11 protein-coding genes and 1 tRNA gene are annotated in these 16,053 nt (G+C 72.0%); 2 read left to right on the top strand and 10 right to left on the bottom strand.

Annotated elements, in window-relative coordinates; translation table 11 throughout:
- Window positions 1-65 precede the first annotated feature (65 nt).
- Window positions 66-1,400, top strand: coding sequence for an MFS transporter (locus MON03_RS08890; protein WP_242088111.1), 1,335 nt, complete (start codon window positions 66-68; stop codon window positions 1,398-1,400).
- Window positions 1,401-1,507: 107 nt separating this feature from the next.
- Here the strand turns inward: MON03_RS08890 and MON03_RS08895 are convergent, their stop codons facing one another.
- The 7 genes from MON03_RS08895 to polA all read right to left on the bottom strand — a co-directional run bounded on the left by MON03_RS08895 (window position 1,508) and on the right by polA (window position 12,361).
- Window positions 1,508-2,749, bottom strand: a complete 1,242-nt coding sequence (locus MON03_RS08895) for an acyltransferase (protein ID WP_242088112.1) — start codon at window positions 2,747-2,749, stop codon at window positions 1,508-1,510.
- Complete coding sequence (locus MON03_RS08900; RefSeq protein WP_242088113.1) at window positions 2,746-4,242, bottom strand: class I adenylate-forming enzyme family protein; 1,497 nt, start codon at window positions 4,240-4,242, stop codon at window positions 2,746-2,748. The genes MON03_RS08895 and MON03_RS08900 overlap by 4 nt, the downstream gene beginning before the upstream one ends.
- A 22-nt stretch (window positions 4,243-4,264) precedes the next feature.
- Window positions 4,265-5,320 carry a BPSS1187 family protein gene (locus MON03_RS08905; protein ID WP_175329174.1) on the bottom strand — a complete coding sequence of 352 codons (1,056 nt, stop codon included), beginning with the start codon at window positions 5,318-5,320 and terminating at the stop codon, window positions 4,265-4,267.
- The gene (coaE, locus tag MON03_RS08910) at window positions 5,317-5,919 is read right to left on the bottom strand and encodes a dephospho-CoA kinase (RefSeq protein WP_175329173.1); all 603 of its coding nucleotides are present in this window, start codon (window positions 5,917-5,919) and stop codon (window positions 5,317-5,319) included. The genes MON03_RS08905 and coaE overlap by 4 nt, the downstream gene beginning before the upstream one ends.
- Before the next feature lie 96 nt (window positions 5,920-6,015).
- The gene (rpsA, locus tag MON03_RS08915) at window positions 6,016-7,485 is read right to left on the bottom strand and encodes a 30S ribosomal protein S1 (RefSeq protein ID WP_175329172.1); all 1,470 of its coding nucleotides are present in this window, start codon (window positions 7,483-7,485) and stop codon (window positions 6,016-6,018) included.
- Window positions 7,486-7,751: 266 nt separating this feature from the next.
- A complete protein-coding gene (locus MON03_RS08920) occupies window positions 7,752-9,431 on the bottom strand; it encodes a DUF885 domain-containing protein (protein WP_242088114.1) in 1,680 nt (559 codons plus the stop codon).
- Window positions 9,432-9,691: 260 nt separating this feature from the next.
- Window positions 9,692-12,361, bottom strand: coding sequence for a DNA polymerase I (gene polA, locus MON03_RS08925; protein WP_242088115.1), 2,670 nt, complete (start codon window positions 12,359-12,361; stop codon window positions 9,692-9,694).
- Window positions 12,362-12,462: 101 nt separating this feature from the next.
- Here polA and MON03_RS08930 point away from each other — a divergent pair, with 101 nt between their 5' ends.
- Window positions 12,463-12,831 carry a PaaI family thioesterase gene (locus MON03_RS08930; protein WP_042726647.1) on the top strand — a complete coding sequence of 123 codons (369 nt, stop codon included), beginning with the start codon at window positions 12,463-12,465 and terminating at the stop codon, window positions 12,829-12,831.
- Window positions 12,832-13,773: 942 nt separating this feature from the next.
- Here the strand turns inward: MON03_RS08930 and MON03_RS08935 are convergent.
- The 3 genes from MON03_RS08935 to MON03_RS08945 form a co-directional block, all read right to left on the bottom strand.
- On the bottom strand, window positions 13,774-14,379 hold the full coding sequence (locus MON03_RS08935; RefSeq protein ID WP_022903868.1) for an ANTAR domain-containing response regulator: 606 nt from the start codon (window positions 14,377-14,379) through the stop codon (window positions 13,774-13,776).
- Between the two features lie 69 nt (window positions 14,380-14,448).
- A tRNA-Leu gene (locus MON03_RS08940) sits at window positions 14,449-14,529 on the bottom strand.
- A gap of 7 nt (window positions 14,530-14,536) precedes the next feature.
- A complete protein-coding gene (locus MON03_RS08945) occupies window positions 14,537-16,027 on the bottom strand; it encodes a HAMP domain-containing sensor histidine kinase (protein WP_242088116.1) in 1,491 nt (496 codons plus the stop codon).
- Window positions 16,028-16,053: the final 26 nt, after the last annotated feature.

Here is a 16,053-nt window from a genome sequence, read left to right on the forward strand (position 1 = left end):
ATAAGGACCCGACGTAGCCTCCGGTCCGTTCAGCAACCCGAACCCTTCTCCCCCGAAGAGGCCCCATGACGACGGCGACCCCGGCCGCACCCTCCCCCGCGAAGGGCACCCCGTTCCGTGGGCGCATCCGCGGCAAGGTGCTCCTGCTCCTCTGCTGCATGTACGCGATCTCGTACATCGACCGCACCAACATCTCCACGGCACTCCCCCACATCACCGAGGACTTCGGGTTCAGCGAGACGACCGCCGGCGTCGTGGTGTCGGCGTTCGCCCTGCCGTACGCGCTGCTCCAGGTGTTCGGCGGCACCATCAGCGAGAAGGCCGGACCTCGGCGTGCGCTCTTCGTCATCACCGTGCTCTGGGGCGTGGCGACGCTCTGGACCGGGCTGTCCGTCGGCTTCTGGACGCTCGCCGCCGCCCGCTTCCTGCTCGGCCTGACGGAAGCCGCCGCGTTCCCCGCTGCGACCCAGGCGATGAGCCGCTGGATCCCCCGCGACCGCAACGGCTTCGCGCAGGGCGTGGTGCACTCCGCTGCCCGGCTCGGCAACGCGGTGGCACCGCTCCTCGTCGCCTGGGTCATCGCCGCGACGGGCAACTGGCGGTGGGCGTTCGTCGCGACCGCGCTGCTGTCCGTCGTCTGGGCCCTGGTCTGGTTCGTCTGGTTCCGTGACCGCCCGGAGGCCGCGAAGGGCATCACCGACGCCGAGCTCTCGGAGCTCCCGCCCGTCGAGACCCGCGCCACGCGTCCGCCGGTCCCGTGGCGGCAGCTCGCGCGGCAGATCCTCCCGGTCACGTTCGTCGACTTCGGGTACGGCTGGGTGCTCTGGGTCTTCCTCACCTGGATCCCGACGTTCCTCAGCAGCACGTACGGCCTCGAGATCGGCTCCTTCGCCTGGTTCACGTCCGGCGTCCTCCTCGCCGGTGTCGTCGGCGACACCGTCGGCGGGGTGCTCAGCGACCGGCTCATCCACCGCGGCGGCGACACCCGCCACGCTCGGCGCGTGGTCCTCGTCATCGGGCTCGGCGGCTCGCTGGTCTGTCTCCTGCCCCTCGTGTTCGGTCAGGGTCTCGCTGTCGCGACGGTCGCCCTGGCCCTGTCCTTCTTCTTCCTCGAGCTTTGCAACGCGAACCTGTGGGCGATCCCGATGGACGTCGCGCCGCAGTGGTCCGGTACGGCGTCGGGCTTCATGAACACCGGCTTCGGCATCGCCGGTGTCGTGTCACCGATCGTGTTCGGCGCCCTGATCGACGCGTCCGGGTGGCAACTGCCGTTCGCGCTGTCCTGCGCGCTGCTCGCGGCCGCCGCCGTCGTGGCCTGGCTCATGGACCCGGAGCGGTTGACGTCGGTCGACGGCCGACTGGAGGTCGGGACCCCGTCGTCGGAGCGCGGACACGCCTGACCGGCGCACGAACACGGGAGCGGTCGCGGGCCGTGGACGCGACCCGGTGACGGCCTGGAGGCGCGGCGCACGTCCGGTGCCGCGCCTCCAGTCCGGTGATCTCGGGGTCAGCCGGCGGCCGCCGCCGCGCGTTTCCGCGCGCGTGCCTCGCGCTGCGCCCGTGAGGCGAGTGACGGCCGGCCCGTCAACGGCACGCTGAGCGGCGTCCAGCGGAAGACCTCGGTCAGGGCGACCGACAGGACCACCACGAGGACGTAGGTGACCGGGGTGAGCCACGGTCGTGCGACGTGCGCCTCGAGCCAGCTGTCCCCGTACAGGAGCAGCCAGATGACGAACGGGTGGCTCAGGAAGATGCCGAACGAGCGGTCCGATCCGTGGTCGACGACCTTCGCGAGCCAGCTCCCCGGCCGCCGTCGGTCGGCCCAGCGGGCACCGATCGCGAGGAACCCGACGAAGACCGCGGAGCTCCAGACGACCTGCACGGGCTGGAGCGGCGTCCCGGCGGCGTACAGCGACTGCCCGAGCAGGACCTGCACGGTCCAGACGCCGAGTGTGCCGACGGCGGTCGCCGCGAAGCCCCAGAGCACGCCGCGTCGGTGCACGCAGATGAAGCGCAGGAACCGGTCCGCGTGGTCGGCGGCGACCGCGCCGGAGACGATGAAGAACACGTACGAGAAGAAGAACTGCTTCTGGTACCCGTGCAGCCACGCGTCGCTCGCCGGGAAGTACTTGTAGCCGGCGAACACGACGACCTGCACGACGAAGGCGACTGCGAGCACCGTGACGTGGTGCCCACGGGTGCGCCGGACGATCCACACCAGGACGGGCAACAGCAGGTACACCTGCATCGTCACCAGCAGGAAGTAGAGGTGGTACCAGGCGACACCGGTGACGATCCCCTCGGCGTACGTGCGCACGAGGTCCGGGACGTCACCGCGCCGCGTCGGGCTGAGCAGCCACGAGGCGGCGACGTACACGAACGACCAGGCCAGGTACGGCACACCGACGAGCAGGAACCGCTTCGGCCAGAACTGTGCCATCGGCCGCGGGCGGAGGTCGTAGCTGTAGACGAGCACGAACGCGGTGAGGGAGAAGAACACCAGTCGCGTGAAGTGGAGCAGCGCGAGGAGCGCGTTCTGCCCGACGTCGTCCGTCGCCGCCGTGTGGCTGGTCGTGTGCACGCCGATGACGCAGGCGAACGTGAGGATGCGGAGGACGTCGACCTCGTAGAGGTGCCGGTGCCGTCCGTCCGCGGTGCGCGTCGGGGACGGTGCCGTCTCCGGCGTGGCTCCCCTGCCCGCGGTCGTGCTCGGGGCCGTGCTCGGTGCCGTGCTCGGTGCGGTGCTCACGGGTGCTCCGCCATGGTCCGGACGTCGGCGCGGCGGATCTTCCCCGTTGGTGCGCGCGGCAGGTCCGGGACGACCGAGATCTCGACCGGGCGACGGAACCGGGTGAGCGCCGCTGCCGCTCGCGCCTCGAGGTCGGCGACCAGGGCGTCGGCGTCGACCTCGACGTCCGGTTGCGCGATGACGTAGGCGACCGGCACTGCGCCGAGCACGTCGTGCGGCCGACCCACCACGACGGCCTCGAGCACGCGGTCGCCGCCGAGGAGGACGTCCTCGACCTCGGACGGGTAGACCTTCTCGCCACCACGGTTGATGACGTCGTCGGAGCGGCCGGCGAGCGACACCCAGCCGTCGGCGGACATCGAGCCCACGTCGCCGGTGCTGAGCCATCCTGCGGCGTCGAACCGCTCGGCAGCGCGTCCGCCGAGGTAGTGGTCGACGATCCCCGGACCACGCACCCACAGCGCACCGACCTCGTCGGCCGCGGCCCGGGAGCCGTCCTCGCGGCGGACCTGCACCTCGCAGCCCACCGGCACGCCGACGGTGCCCGGTCGTGGGGGCGCACCGAGCGGCGTCGCGGTGATCTGCGAGGCGCCCTCCGTCATGCCCCAGCTCACGACGAGCGGGACGTCGCCGAGCGCCTCCCGAACCGGGTCGGGCAGCGGGGCCGACGCGCTGCGCACGAAGCGGAGTCCGGCGGGGAAGTCGAGCGGGCCGGTCTTCGCCAGGACCGCGAGGACCGCGGGCACGGCGTTGAGCCAGGTGATCCGACGCTCCGACAGGAGCTCCCAGAAGCCCGTCCGGCGGAACCGGCGGTCGAGGACCAGGGTGGCCCCGGCGACCAGCGTCGAGAGGAGCCCGACGACCTCGGCGTTGACGTGGAAGAGCGGGAGCGAGTTGAACCCCCGGTCGTTCGCGGTGAGGCCGTTGTGGGCGGCGACGGCCCGTGCCACGACGAGCAGCTGGGACTCCGGCAGCTCGACGCCCTTCGGTGTGCCGGTCGACCCGGACGTGAAGAGGACGACGGACCCCTGCCCCGGAGCGTCCGGCACCGACATCGGCACGTCACCGTCCCGCACACCGGTCGGGAGGAACGTGGCCTGGTCGATCCGTGACGACGGAGCTTCCGGGACCGCGGCGTCCTCGTCGCGGTCGGAGACGACGAGCCCGGCGCCGCCGATGAGGTCAGCGAGCCGGGCGGGCTCGCCGACCGGCTGCCCGGTGTCCACCGGGACGGAGCGACGCCCGGACGCGACGGCCGCGAGGTGCACCACCGCGAACGCCAGGGGGTCGCCGACGTCGACGAGGACGGCCCCGGACGCCGGCACACCGATGGCGTCGAAGGTCGCCGACCACGCGGTGACGGCGTCGTCGAGGGCCCGCCGGGTCACGACGCGCTCGGACCGCGCGTCCTCGAGGAACGGGTGGCCGCCGTCGTCGTCAGCGCGCTGTCGGATGAGGGCGCGCAGTCCGGGGAGTCCTGCTGCTTGCTGCACGACCTGAGCGTATTGCCAGTGCCTATGATCCGCCCGGGCTGTGCGGTTCTGCGGTGCCGGGCGCGAATCGGTGGAGCAGCCACTGCCACAGGGGCAGCATCACCGGGGTGCCGTCCCGGTCGAGCGGCGTCGAGTCCTTGATGATGCGCGAGTGTGCCTGCGACGGGTCGCCGAGCCGCAGGTCGGTGAGGATCGCGTGCGGGTCGGCTCCGGGCAGCGGCGGCGTGGTGTCGGTGCCGAACGGTCCGGAGGGCCCTGTCAGACCGAGCGCGTGCCACGAGCCCCGGATGCGGGGACCGAACTCGTCGGCACGGTCGTCGATCGCGTACATCCGGGTGACGGGCGTCCGGCCCGGCCGGTCCATCCACGCGGCGTGCACCGCGCCGAGGGACTCCACGGGCGACGAGAACATGAGCACACCACGCACGGTGCGGATGTGCCCGATGTAGGCCGCTTCGCCCCCGCCCTGCGAGTGCCCGGCCACGACGACGTCCGACCAGTCGATGCCCTCGCGGGCGTCCACGAACCGACCCCACCCGCCGTCCGGGTCGTGGTCGTCGAGGTACTCGATCGCGTTGCGCAACCGCGAGACGATCGACCCCGCCGGTGTCACCTGGCTGAACTGCGAGGGACGGCTCCCGTCGAACCGGTTCCGTTGGACCTGTCCGTAGCACCGGGCGTCGGCCTCGCACGTCCCCGAGAGGGTCTTGCCGAGGTTCCAGTAGTCGAGCCCGAGCACGTGGTACCCGTCCTGCAACGCGGCGGCGAGGAAGCGCTGGTACTGCGCGGGCTTCGCGCGGGTCGCAGGCAGGAAGAGCAGCATCGGGCCGTCCGCGTTCGTCCGGGCGGCGAAGTCGTCGCGGTTCGGCTCCAACCGCTCCCCGGCGATCGACCCCAGTCGGAAGCGGTGGAACTCGCCGTCGGGCCCCGAGCGGTCGCCACGGGTCCGTTCCTGGGCCGCCGTCCGCCCGTCGTCGCTGAGCCGCTGCGCCGCGAGCACGTTCGCGGCGACGACCGTGCCCGCCCCGGTGGCGAGCAGCAGGACGAACGCGACGAGGAGCAGGACGCGGTGCTTCACCCCGCGATCCGCGCCCACACCTCGTCCGCGGAACGGAGGGTGTCCTCCACCGTGCCGGTCGCGTCGACGACGTGGTCCGCCAGGGCGAGCCGTTCCGCGTCGCTGGCCTGGGCGGCGACGCGTCGCTCGGCGTCCGCGCGGTCCATCCCGCGGTGTGCGACGAGTCGCTCGACACGCTGCGTGGCGGGGGCGTCGACGACCACCACGGCGTCGAAGCGGATCGGCCGCGCGCCGGCAGCCTCGGCGAGGAGCGGGACGTCGTACACCACCACGGCGTCGGGGTCGGCTGCCTCGGCGGCGTCGAACGCCTGCTGCGCGAGCCGCCAGACCTCCGGGTGGGTGATCCCCTCCAGCGCCTTCCGCGCGTCCGGGTCGGCGAACACGACGGCTCCGAGGGCGGGTCGGTCCAGCGACCCGTCCGGCGCGATGACGCTCGGTCCGAACCGCGCCGCGACCTGGGCCAGCCCGGGGCTGCCGGGAGCCACCGCTTGCCGGGCCAGCCGGTCGGCATCGACCACGACGGCCCCGTGGTCGGCCCAGCGGGCGGAGACCGTGGACTTGCCGGCGGCGATGCCACCCGTGAGACCGATGATGCGCACGACGTCCAGGCTAACGGGATCGGCTCGTGGAACGCCGGAAGCCCGGCACTCCCCGCTGAGGGAGTACCGGGCTTCCGGTCGCGGTCTGCCGCTCGATCAGTTGTTCGAGCTGAGCTTCTCGCGGAGCGCCGCGAGCGAGGCGTCGTCGGCGAGGGTGCCCGCACCGTTCGACTCGCTCGAGAACGTGGAGGACGACGAGGACGACGCGCTGGCCGGGAGGTCGAAGCCACCCTGCGCCTCGTCGGCGATCGTCTTCGCGACCTGGGCCTTGTGGGCCTCCCAGCGCGACTGGGCGGCGGCGTACTGCGCCTCCCACTCGGTGCGCTGGGCGTCGAAGCCCTCGAGCCACTCGTTCGTCTCCGGGTCGAAGCCGTCCGGGTACTTGTAGTTGCCCTGCTCGTCGTACTCGGTCGGCATGCCGTAGAGCGCCGGGTCGAACTCGGTGCCCTCCGGGTCCACGCCCTCGTTCGCCTGCTTGAGGCTGAGCGAGATGCGACGACGGTCGAGGTCGATGTCGATGATCTTGACGAAGACCTCGTCGCCGACCGACACGACCTGCTCGGCGAGCTCGACGTGCTTGTTCGACAGCTCCGAGATGTGCACGAGGCCCTCGATGCCGTCGGCCACGCGGACGAACGCACCGAACGGCACGAGCTTGGTGACCTTGCCCGGTGCGATCTGGCCGATCGCGTGGGTGCGGGCGAAGACCTGCCACGGGTCTTCCTGCGTCGCCTTGAGCGACAGGGAGACACGCTCGCGGTCCAGGTCGACCTCGAGGATCTCGACGGTGACCTCCTGGCCGACCTCGACGACCTCGCTGGCGTGCTCGATGTGCTTCCAGCTGAGCTCCGAGACGTGGACGAGACCGTCGACGCCGCCGAGGTCCACGAACGCACCGAAGTTGACGATCGAGGAGACGACGCCCTTGCGGACCTGGCCCTTGTGGAGGTTGTTGAGGAACGTGGTGCGCGACTCGGACTGCGTCTGCTCGAGCAGGGCGCGGCGCGAGAGGACCACGTTGTTGCGGTTCTTGTCGAGCTCGAGGATCTTCGCCTCGAGCTCCTGACCGAGGTACGGCGTGAGGTCGCGGACGCGGCGCAGCTCGATGAGCGAGGCCGGGAGGAAGCCGCGGAGGCCGATGTCGACGATCAGACCGCCCTTGACGACCTCGATGACCGTGCCGGTCACGACGCCGTCGGACTCCTTGATCTTCTCGACGTCGCCCCAGGCGCGCTCGTACTGCGCCCGCTTCTTCGACAGGATCAGGCGGCCCTCCTTGTCCTCCTTCTGGAGGACCAGGGCCTCGACCTCGTCGCCGACCTCGACGACCTCGTTGGGGTCGACGTCGTGCTTGATCGAGAGCTCGCGCGAGGGGATGACACCCTCGGTCTTGTAACCGACGTCGAGGAGGACCTCGTCGCGGTCGATCTTCACGACGGTGCCGGAGATGAGGTCTCCGTCGTTGAAGAACTTCAGGGTCTTCTCGACCTCGGCCAGGAAGTCATCAGCCGAGCCGATGTCGTTGATGGCGACCTGCTTGGGAGCCTTGGTCGTGGTGGTTGTCATGTAGAGATTGCTCCGAACGGACATGAGTCGGGCTGCACGGCGAGGGAGCGACCCTCTGGTCCGCACCTCGGACGAGGGCGAGCCGGACAGCGGTGTGGTTGTTTGGCGCGGATTGCGCCGCGCAAGTCTAACCGCTGCGGAAGGACGCCCACAACCGGGCGTGTCGCCGCGCGTCGCGACGTGACGGCGGACGGGAGGCGCGGTGCGGACCCGCAACGCGCCTCCCGTCCGCCGTCGGCGACAGCCGGCCGGCCGCGTGCTCGACGTCAGCCGACCAGCGCGGTCCGCAGCGTGTCGAGTCCGATGCTGCCGAGCGCGAGGGCACGGTGGTGGAAGGACTTCAGGTCGAACGAAGCGCCTTCGCGGGCGGCGACCTCGTCGCGGATGGACTCCCAGACGCGCTGCCCCACCTTGTAGGACGGCGCCTGTCCGGGCCACCCGAAGTAGCGGGCGACCTCGAACTGCACGAACTCCGGCGCCATGTTGACGTTCTGCCCCATGAAGTCGAGGGCGTACTCCCACGTCCACGCGCCGCCGTCGGGGTTCGTCTTCTGCAGGTGCACCCCGATGTCGAGCACGACCCGGGCGGCACGCATCCGCTGGCCGTCGAGCATGCCGAGCCGGTCGCCGTCGTCGTCGAGGAAGCCGAGCTGTTCCATCAGACGCTCGGCGTACAGCGCCCAGCCCTCGACGTGCCCCGACGATCCGGCCAGCTGGCGGCGCCAGGTGTTCAGCTCGCCGCGGTTGTAGACGCCCTGGCTGATCTGCAGGTGGTGGCCGGGGACGCCCTCGTGGTAGACCGTCGTCTTCTCACGCCAGGTGCCGAACTCGGTCACGCCCTGCGGCACGGACCACCACATGCGACCCGGGCGGGAGAAGTCGTCGGACGGACCCGTGTAGTAGATGCCGCCCTCCTGCGTCGAGGCGATCCGGCACTCGAGGCGCTTGATCGGGTCCGCGATGTCGAAGAACCGGCCGTCCATCTCGCGGATCGACTCGTCGCTCGTCTCCTGCATCCACCGCTGCAGCGCGTCGGTGCCGTGCAGGATGCGTGCCGGGTCCTGGTCGAGGACCTCGATCGCCCGGGCGACGCTCGCGCCCGACTCGATGCGGTCGGCGATGCGCTCCTGCTCGTCCCGCATCCGGGCGAGCTCCTCGAGGCCCCAGGCGTACGTCTCGTCGAGGTCGACCGTGGCGCCGAGGAACCGGCGGGAGTGGAGCTCGTAGTCCTCGCGTCCGACGGCGTCCACCGGGGTCGCCACCGGCAGGAGCTCGTGCTCGAGGAACTGCCCGAACGAGCGGTACGCGGCGGCCGCCACGGTGGCACCGCGGCGGAGGTCCTCACGGAGGGACTCGGGCAGCGCACCGCCGTCCTCGAGGGACGCGCCGTCGGCGAGCTGCCGGAAGAGCCCGTCCTCGGCGCCGGTGCGGGCGGCCTGCTCGGCGATCAGCGCGACCTGGCGCTTCGCCGGGGTGACGTGCTCCCGCGTGCCCTCGAGCAGGGTCTCGCGGATGCCCTCGAGGGCGTCCGGGAGGGCGGCGAGTCGACTCGCGACGTCCTGCCAGTCCGTCTCGGTCGCGGTCGGCATGAGGTCGAGGACCTCGCGCACGGACTGCGCCGGGCTCGCGATGACGTTGAGGTCGCGCAGGTGGAGCTTCCGCTCGTACGACTCGGCGATGAGGTCCAGCTCGGCACCGAGGTCGGCCTTCGTCACCCGGTCGACGTCGTCGGTCGCCTCGGCGGCGTCGAGGGCGCGCTTCGTGGCTGCGGCGGCCTCGGCCGTCGCGGCGGCGCCGGCGGGCGACGTGTCGCCGTACTCCCCCGTGCGGCCGGGCACGCCGATGTACGTGGCGACGGTGGGGTCGAGGTCGACGAGGGTGGTCACCCAGTCCTCGGCGACGCGGTCGACGGCGGTGGGCTGGCGGACGGGACGCTCTTGGCTCATGCAGACGACCCTACCGAGGAGCGTTCGGCAGGTCCTCCCGTGCGTGCCGGGTCCTTCCTGGCGTCCGTGGTCGTTCGTTCTGACCATCGACGCCCGGTTCCGCCGTGCGTCGCACGCATGACGGGGAGGACCGCACAGCCCTCGAGCAGGATCGTGTGCCGGCGCCAGCGTGGTAGGCGCGCGGACGACGGACGGGAGGCGCGGTGCCAGCCGACACCGCGCCTCCCGTCGGTCGAGTGGTCGCGTCGCGACCAACGGCGTCAGTGCGCCGCGGCTTCCCAGTTCGGGCCGACACCCACGGAGACGTCGAGCGGGACGCTCAGTTCGGCAGCGCCGCCCATCCGGGTGCGCAGGATCTCCTCGACGCGCTCCTGCTCGCCGGGCGCGACCTCGAGGATGAGTTCGTCGTGGACCTGGAGCAGCAGGTGCGAGTCGAGGTCGCCGTCGCGGAGATCCGCGGCGACACCGAGCATCGCGATCTTCATGATGTCGGCGGCGGAGCCCTGGATCGGCGCGTTCAGGGCGGCGCGCTCGGCGTTCTCGCGGAGGACGCGGTTCGGGCTCTTGAGGTCCGGGAAGGGACGGCGCCGGCCGAAGATCGTCTCGGTGTAGCCGTCCTCACGGGCCTGCTCGACCACGTTGCGGAGGTAGTCCCGGACCGCGCCGAACCTGGCGAAGTACTCCGTCATGAGGGTCCGGGCCTCGGACTGCTCGATGCGGAGCTGCTTGGACAGGCCGAACGCGCTCAGTCCGTACGCGAGGCCGTACGACATCGCCTTCACCTTGGTGCGCATCTCCGGCGAGACGTCGGCCGGCTCGACACCGAAGACCCGGGCGCCGACGAAGCGGTGCAGGTCCTCGCCCTCGTTGAACGCCTGGATCAGCCCGGGGTCGCCGGACAGGTGCGCCATGATCCGCATCTCGATCTGCGAGTAGTCGGCGGTGATCAGGGTCGTGTAGGGCTCGGCCACGGCGAACGCCGAGCGGACCCGACGCCCGACGGCAGTCTTCACCGGGATGTTCTGCAGGTTCGGGTCGGTCGAGGAGATGCGACCCGTGCTGCTGCCGGTCTGCTCGTAGCGTGTGTGGATGCGGCCGTCGACGATCGCGGCGTCGAGGGTGTCGACGATCTGGCGGAGCTTCGTGGCGTCGCGGTGCTGCAGGAGCAGGCCGAGGAACGGGTGCGGGTGCTGCTCCTGCAGGTCGGCGAGGCTCGCTGCGTCGGTCGAGAAGCCGGTCTTCGTCTTGCGGGTCTTCGGCATCGCGAGCTCGGTGAAGAGGACCTCCTGCAGCTGCTTCGGCGAGCCGAGGTTGACCTCGTGCCCGATCTCGGCGAAGGCCTGCTGGGCGAGGTCGGCGGCGCGCTCCCCCAGCTCGTGCGACAGGTTCGTGAGGACCGGTCGGTCGATCGCGACGCCGGTGGTCTCCATGGCGGCGAGGACGTGCACGAGCGGCAGCTCGATGTCGTCGAGGACCCGCAGCGAGGACTCGTCGAGCCGGGCGCGGATGGCGGTCGTGACGCGGAGCACGTACCAGGCGTGGACGCCGACGTTCACCGGGTCGGTCTCGGGCACGAGTTGGTTCGGGTCGGCGGTGGGGAGCTCTTCGCCGAGCTCCTGGTAGACGAGGTCGGCGAGGGGCTGCCCCTGCTTGCCGGGCTGCGCCAGCCACCCGAGGATGCGGGCGTCGCCGGCGAGGCCGTTGACCGTGAAGCCGACGGTGGCGAGCACCTTGATCGCCGTCTTCGCGTCGTGGAAGTGCTTCGGGGCGTCCGAGGCGAACCAGGCCGCGAGCTGCTCGTAGTCCTTCGCGCCGCTGCCGCCGGGGACCAGCACCGCGTCGTCGTGCGTGGCGATGCCGATCGCGCTGAGCCGGCCGTCGATGACCTCGACCGCGACGCCGAAGCCGTTCGCCGCGTCCTTCGCCTTGCGCTCGAGCCAGTAGCCGAGCTCTTCGTCGATGATCGTGGTGACCTTCGGCGGCACCGGGGCGCCGTCGCCGACCCCGCCCTCGGCGGCAGCGGACTCGGACGGTTCGCCCGTGCCAGCGACCTTGAGCACGCGGTCGAGGAGCGTGCGGAACTGGAGCTTGGCGAAGAGGTCGCGGACCGCCTGCTCGTCGAGCGGGCGGAGTGCGACGTCGGCCGGGCCCACCGGCAGCTCGACGTCGTTGACGAGCCGGTTCAGCTTGCGGTTCCGGACCGCGCGGTCCTTCTGCTCGCGGAGGTTGTTGCCGACCACGCCCTTGATCTCGTCGGCGTGCTCGAGCACCCCGTCGAGCGAGCCGTAGAGGTTGATCCACTTGACGGCGGTCTTCTCGCCGACCTTGTCGATGCCGATCAGGTTGTCGCTGGTCTCACCGACGAGGGCCGCGATGTCCGGGTACTGGTGCGGCTCGATGCCGTAGCGCTCGTACACCTTGTCGCGGTCGTAGCGGGTGAGCTCGGAGACACCGCGGACCGACGGGTACAGCAGCGTGACGTCGTCGTTCACGAGCTGGATCGAGTCGCGGTCGCCGGACACGACGTAGACCTGGTAGCCCTGCTCCGAGCCCTGGCGGGCGAGGGTCGCGAGGATGTCGTCGGCCTCGTAGTCCTCCTTCGTGACCGTCGTGATGCCCATCGCCTCGAGCGCCTGCTGCAGGAGCGGGATCTGGCCCTTGAACTCCGGCGGCGTCTCGGACCGGGTGCCCTTGTAGTCCTCGTACTCACGGGTGCGGAACGAGAACCGGGAGATGTCGAACGCGACGGCGAGGTGCGTCGGCTTCTCGCGCTGGAGGAGCATGAGCAGCATCGAGATGAAGCCGTGGATGGCGTTCGTGTGCTGCCCCTCGCGGTTCACGAAGCTGTCGACCGGCAGCGCGTAGAAGGCCCGGAAGGCGAGCGAGTGGCCGTCGATGACCATGAGGGTAGGCTTTGCGGAGTCCGACACCCGGACAGCCTACCGACGCCATCCGACACGGGAGTCCTGCGCGCGTGACCGACGAAGCGACCACCACGAACGCCGTCGACGACCGGCTCGCCGAGCGCGGGATGGGCGAACTCGCCGAGAAGATGGGCATGGTCATCACCGAGCTCACGGCCGAGCGCGCGGTGGGCACGATCCCGGTCGAGGGCAACCGGCAGCCGGTCGGGCTGCTCCACGGCGGCGCCTACGTCGTCCTCGCGGAGAGCCTCGGTTCGATGGCGGCGAACGTGCACGCCGGCCCGGGTCGCTACGCGGTCGGCATCGAGCTCAACGCCTCGCACTCGCGCAGCGCGACGAGCGGGATCGTCACCGGCACCTGCACGGCCATCCACCTCGGGAACACGCTCACCACGCACGAGATCGTCCTCACCGACGACCAGGGGCGACGCTGCTCCACGGTCCGCATCACCAACATGATCCGCGACGCCCGCTGACGCGCCGCCGCGCGCGAGCCGCGGCGCCGAGCGGTCACGACACCCCGCCTGCGCGCAGCGCTGGGGTCAGGAAACGTCGCTCTGCGGCGGCGAGAGCGACACGTCGTGCGCCCACGGCGCCGGCGCTCGGGCGCGCCGGACGGGAGGCCCGTGACGGGCGAGCACCGCGCCTCCCGAGCGCGAGTCGCGACGCCGAGCGGTCACGACACCCCGCCTGCGCGCCGCGCTGGGGTCAGGAAACGTCGCCCCGCGGCGACGAGAGCGACACGTCGTGCGCCCACGGCGCCGGCGCCCGGGCGCGCCGGACGGGAGGCCCGTGACGGGCGCGAGCGCCACGCCTTCCGACCGCCGTGTGGGAGGCGCCGCACGCGAGTCGCGTCGCCGAGCGGTCACAACACCCCGCGTGCGCGCCGCGCTGGGGTCAGGAAGCGTCGCCCCGCGGCGGCGAGAGCGACACGTCGTGCGCCCACGGCGCCGGCGCTCGGGCGCGCCGGACGGGAGACCCGTGACGGGCGTGCACCGCGCCTCCCGTCCGCCGTGTGGTCGCCGAGCGGTCACGACACCCCGCGTGCGCGCCGCGCTGGAGTCAGGAAACGTCGCCCCGCGGCGACGAGAGCGACACGTCGTGCGCCCACGGCGCCGACGCTCGGGCGCGCCGGACGGGAGACCCGTGACGGGCGTGCACCGCGCCTCCCGTCCGCCGTGTGGTCGCCGAGCGGTCACGACACCCCGCCCGCGCGCAGCGCTGAGGTCAGGAAACGTCGCCCCGCGGCGACGAGAGCGACACGTCGTGCGCCCACGGCGCCGGCGCTCGGGCGCGCCAGACGGGAGGCCCGTGACGGGCGAGCACCGCGCCTCCCGACCGCCGTGTGGTCGCCACGGACGACGAGAGCGCCGCCTCCCCGAGGGGAGGCGGCGCTCTCGTGCGAGCGACCTGCGTCGCTACTTCTTGGCGCTGAGCTGCTCGATGATCGCCTTCGCGACGTCGTGCATGGTGAGACGGCGGTCCATCGAGGCCTTCTGGATCCAGCGGAACGCCTCGGGCTCGGTGAGGCCCATCTTCTCGTTGAGGAGCCCCTTGGCCCGGTCGACGAGCTTGCGGGTCTCGAAGCGTTCGACGAGGTCGGCGACCTCGGCCTCGAGCGTGATGATCTGCTGGTGACGCGAGAGGGCGATCTCGATCGCGGGCAGCAGGTCGTTCGGCGTGAACGGCTTGACGACGTAGGCGAGGGCGCCGGCCTCGGTCGCGCGCTCGACGAGGTCCTTCTGGCTGAACGCCGTGAGCAGGACCACCGGAGCGATGTGGTTCTTGGAGAGCTTCTCGGCCGCGGAGATGCCGTCGAGCTGGGGCATCTTGACGTCCATGACGACGAGGTCGGGGCGGAGGTCGGTCGCGAGCTGCACGGCGGTCTCACCGTCGCCCGCTTCACCGACGACGTCGAAGCCGTTGTCGCGGAGGATCTCGACGATGTCGAGGCGGATGAGCGACTCGTCCTCGGCGACGACGACGCGACGCGGTGCTGCTGGGGTTGCTTCTGTGTCACTCACGCAGAGCAGCCTACTAGACCACGGAAGTGCCAGTTGTCGGGACCGTCCCGCGCGCCGTGACCGCCGTTGTACGAGTGGCGGGACTCGAACCCGCACGCCGTGAGGCAGAGCATTTTGAGTGCCCCGTGTCTACCGTTCCACCACACTCGCGAGGAGATCAGGCTAGCAGCACCCGCAGCTCGAACACGGCGCCGCCGAGCGCCCGGCTCCCGCCCTCCCGGCCCGCACCGCCCCGGTCCGCACCGCCGTGGCGCACACCGGCGTGCGCGAGCGACCCGCCGTGCGCGTCCGCGATCCCCCGTGCGATCGGCAGCCCGAGCCCCGCACCGCCCGAGCGGGCGTCCCGGGAGGCCTCGAGCCGCACGAGCCGGTCGAAGACGCGTTCCCGGTCGGCCTCGGGGATGCCGGGGCCGTCGTCCTCGACGCGGAGGAGGGCTTCCCCGGGCCCGTCGGTCAGTTCCAGCCGCACGCGCCCGGCTCCACCGGACGCCCGCGCCGCGTTGTCGACGAGGTTGCCGACGACCTGTGCGAGGCGGTCGGGGTCGACGTCGGCGACGACCTCGTGACCGGGGACGTCGACGTCGAGGGTCGTGCTCGGCAGGCGGAGTCGCAGCCGCTCGGCCTCGGCGGCGAGCCACGGCCCGAGGTCGGTCGGCCGGCGGTCGAGGTCGATCCCCCGGTCGAGCCGGGCCATCGTCAGCATGTCGTCGACGAGGCGCGCAGCGCGGTCCGCCTGCCGGACGACGTGCACGGCCATCGCCTCGGTGGTCGCCGGGTCCGCGGGACCGTTCCGGACGAGGGTGTCCGCGGCGGCTCGGACACCAGCGACGGGGGTGCGGAGTTCGTGCGCGGCATCGGAGAGGAACCCGCGCACGCGCCCCTCGGCAGCCACGGCCTTGGCCTCCGCTCCCTCGACGGCGTCGAGCATCTCGTCGAAGGCGAGTGCCACCCGGCCGATCTCGGTGTCCGTCCGGGCCGGTCGGAGCCGTCGCCCGCGGTCGCCGGCGGCGATCGACCGTGCGGCGCCGGTCATCTCGTCCAGCGGTCGCATCGTCCGTCGGACGACGAGCACGAGCCCGACCACCGCCACGCCGAGGAACGCGGCCGACGCACCGCCGAGGACCCACCCGACCTGCGCGAGCGTCTCCTGGACGTCCCGTGTCCCCGCGGTCAGCGTGATCCGCGTGCCATCCGTAAGGTCAGAACGCAGGGTCAGGACGCCGTCGTCGTCGCGCACCGAGGACGACGTGATGCGCGTCCCGGTGGTGCCGCCGGCCGTGGTGTCGCCCGTCGTCCCGGCGCTCGATGAACCGGCCGTCGCCGGGCCCCCGCCCCCGTCCGAGCCCGAGCGCTTCGCCGGTCCCGGCAGTCCCGCGGGGTCGGGCGGTCCCTTCCGGAGCTGGGCCGGCGTGGGTCCGGCCTCGACGGCGGCCCCGTCCGGCTCGACGATCCGGACCGAGAGGCCCTGCGCCGACAACCGGTCGGCGAGGTCGTCCGCGTCGAGCACCCCGACGAGCGCCGCGGCCGCCGAAGCGCGGTCCCGGAGGCGCTCCTCGACCTGGGCGGTCAGCCGGGCGCCGAGGACCGCCTCGACGGCGACGACGAACACGGCGAGCAGCACGGCGAGCAGCACCGTGACGGCCACCACGGTCCGCAATCGCAGGGAGGTGGTGC

It is taken from the genome of Curtobacterium sp. DN_7.5 (genome assembly GCF_022655355.1).
Lineage (GTDB): Bacteria > Actinomycetota > Actinomycetes > Actinomycetales > Microbacteriaceae > Curtobacterium > Curtobacterium luteum.

Coding starts and splice junctions, on each gene's coding strand:
- MON03_RS08890 (WP_242088111.1), top strand. CDS start 66: ATGACGACGGCGACCCCGGCCGCACCCTCCCCCGCGAAGGGCACCCCG.
- rpsA (WP_175329172.1), bottom strand. CDS start 7,485: ATGACAACCACCACGACCAAGGCTCCCAAGCAGGTCGCCATCAACGAC.
- MON03_RS08920 (WP_242088114.1), bottom strand. CDS start 9,431: ATGAGCCAAGAGCGTCCCGTCCGCCAGCCCACCGCCGTCGACCGCGTC.
- MON03_RS08930 (WP_042726647.1), top strand. CDS start 12,463: ATGGGCGAACTCGCCGAGAAGATGGGCATGGTCATCACCGAGCTCACG.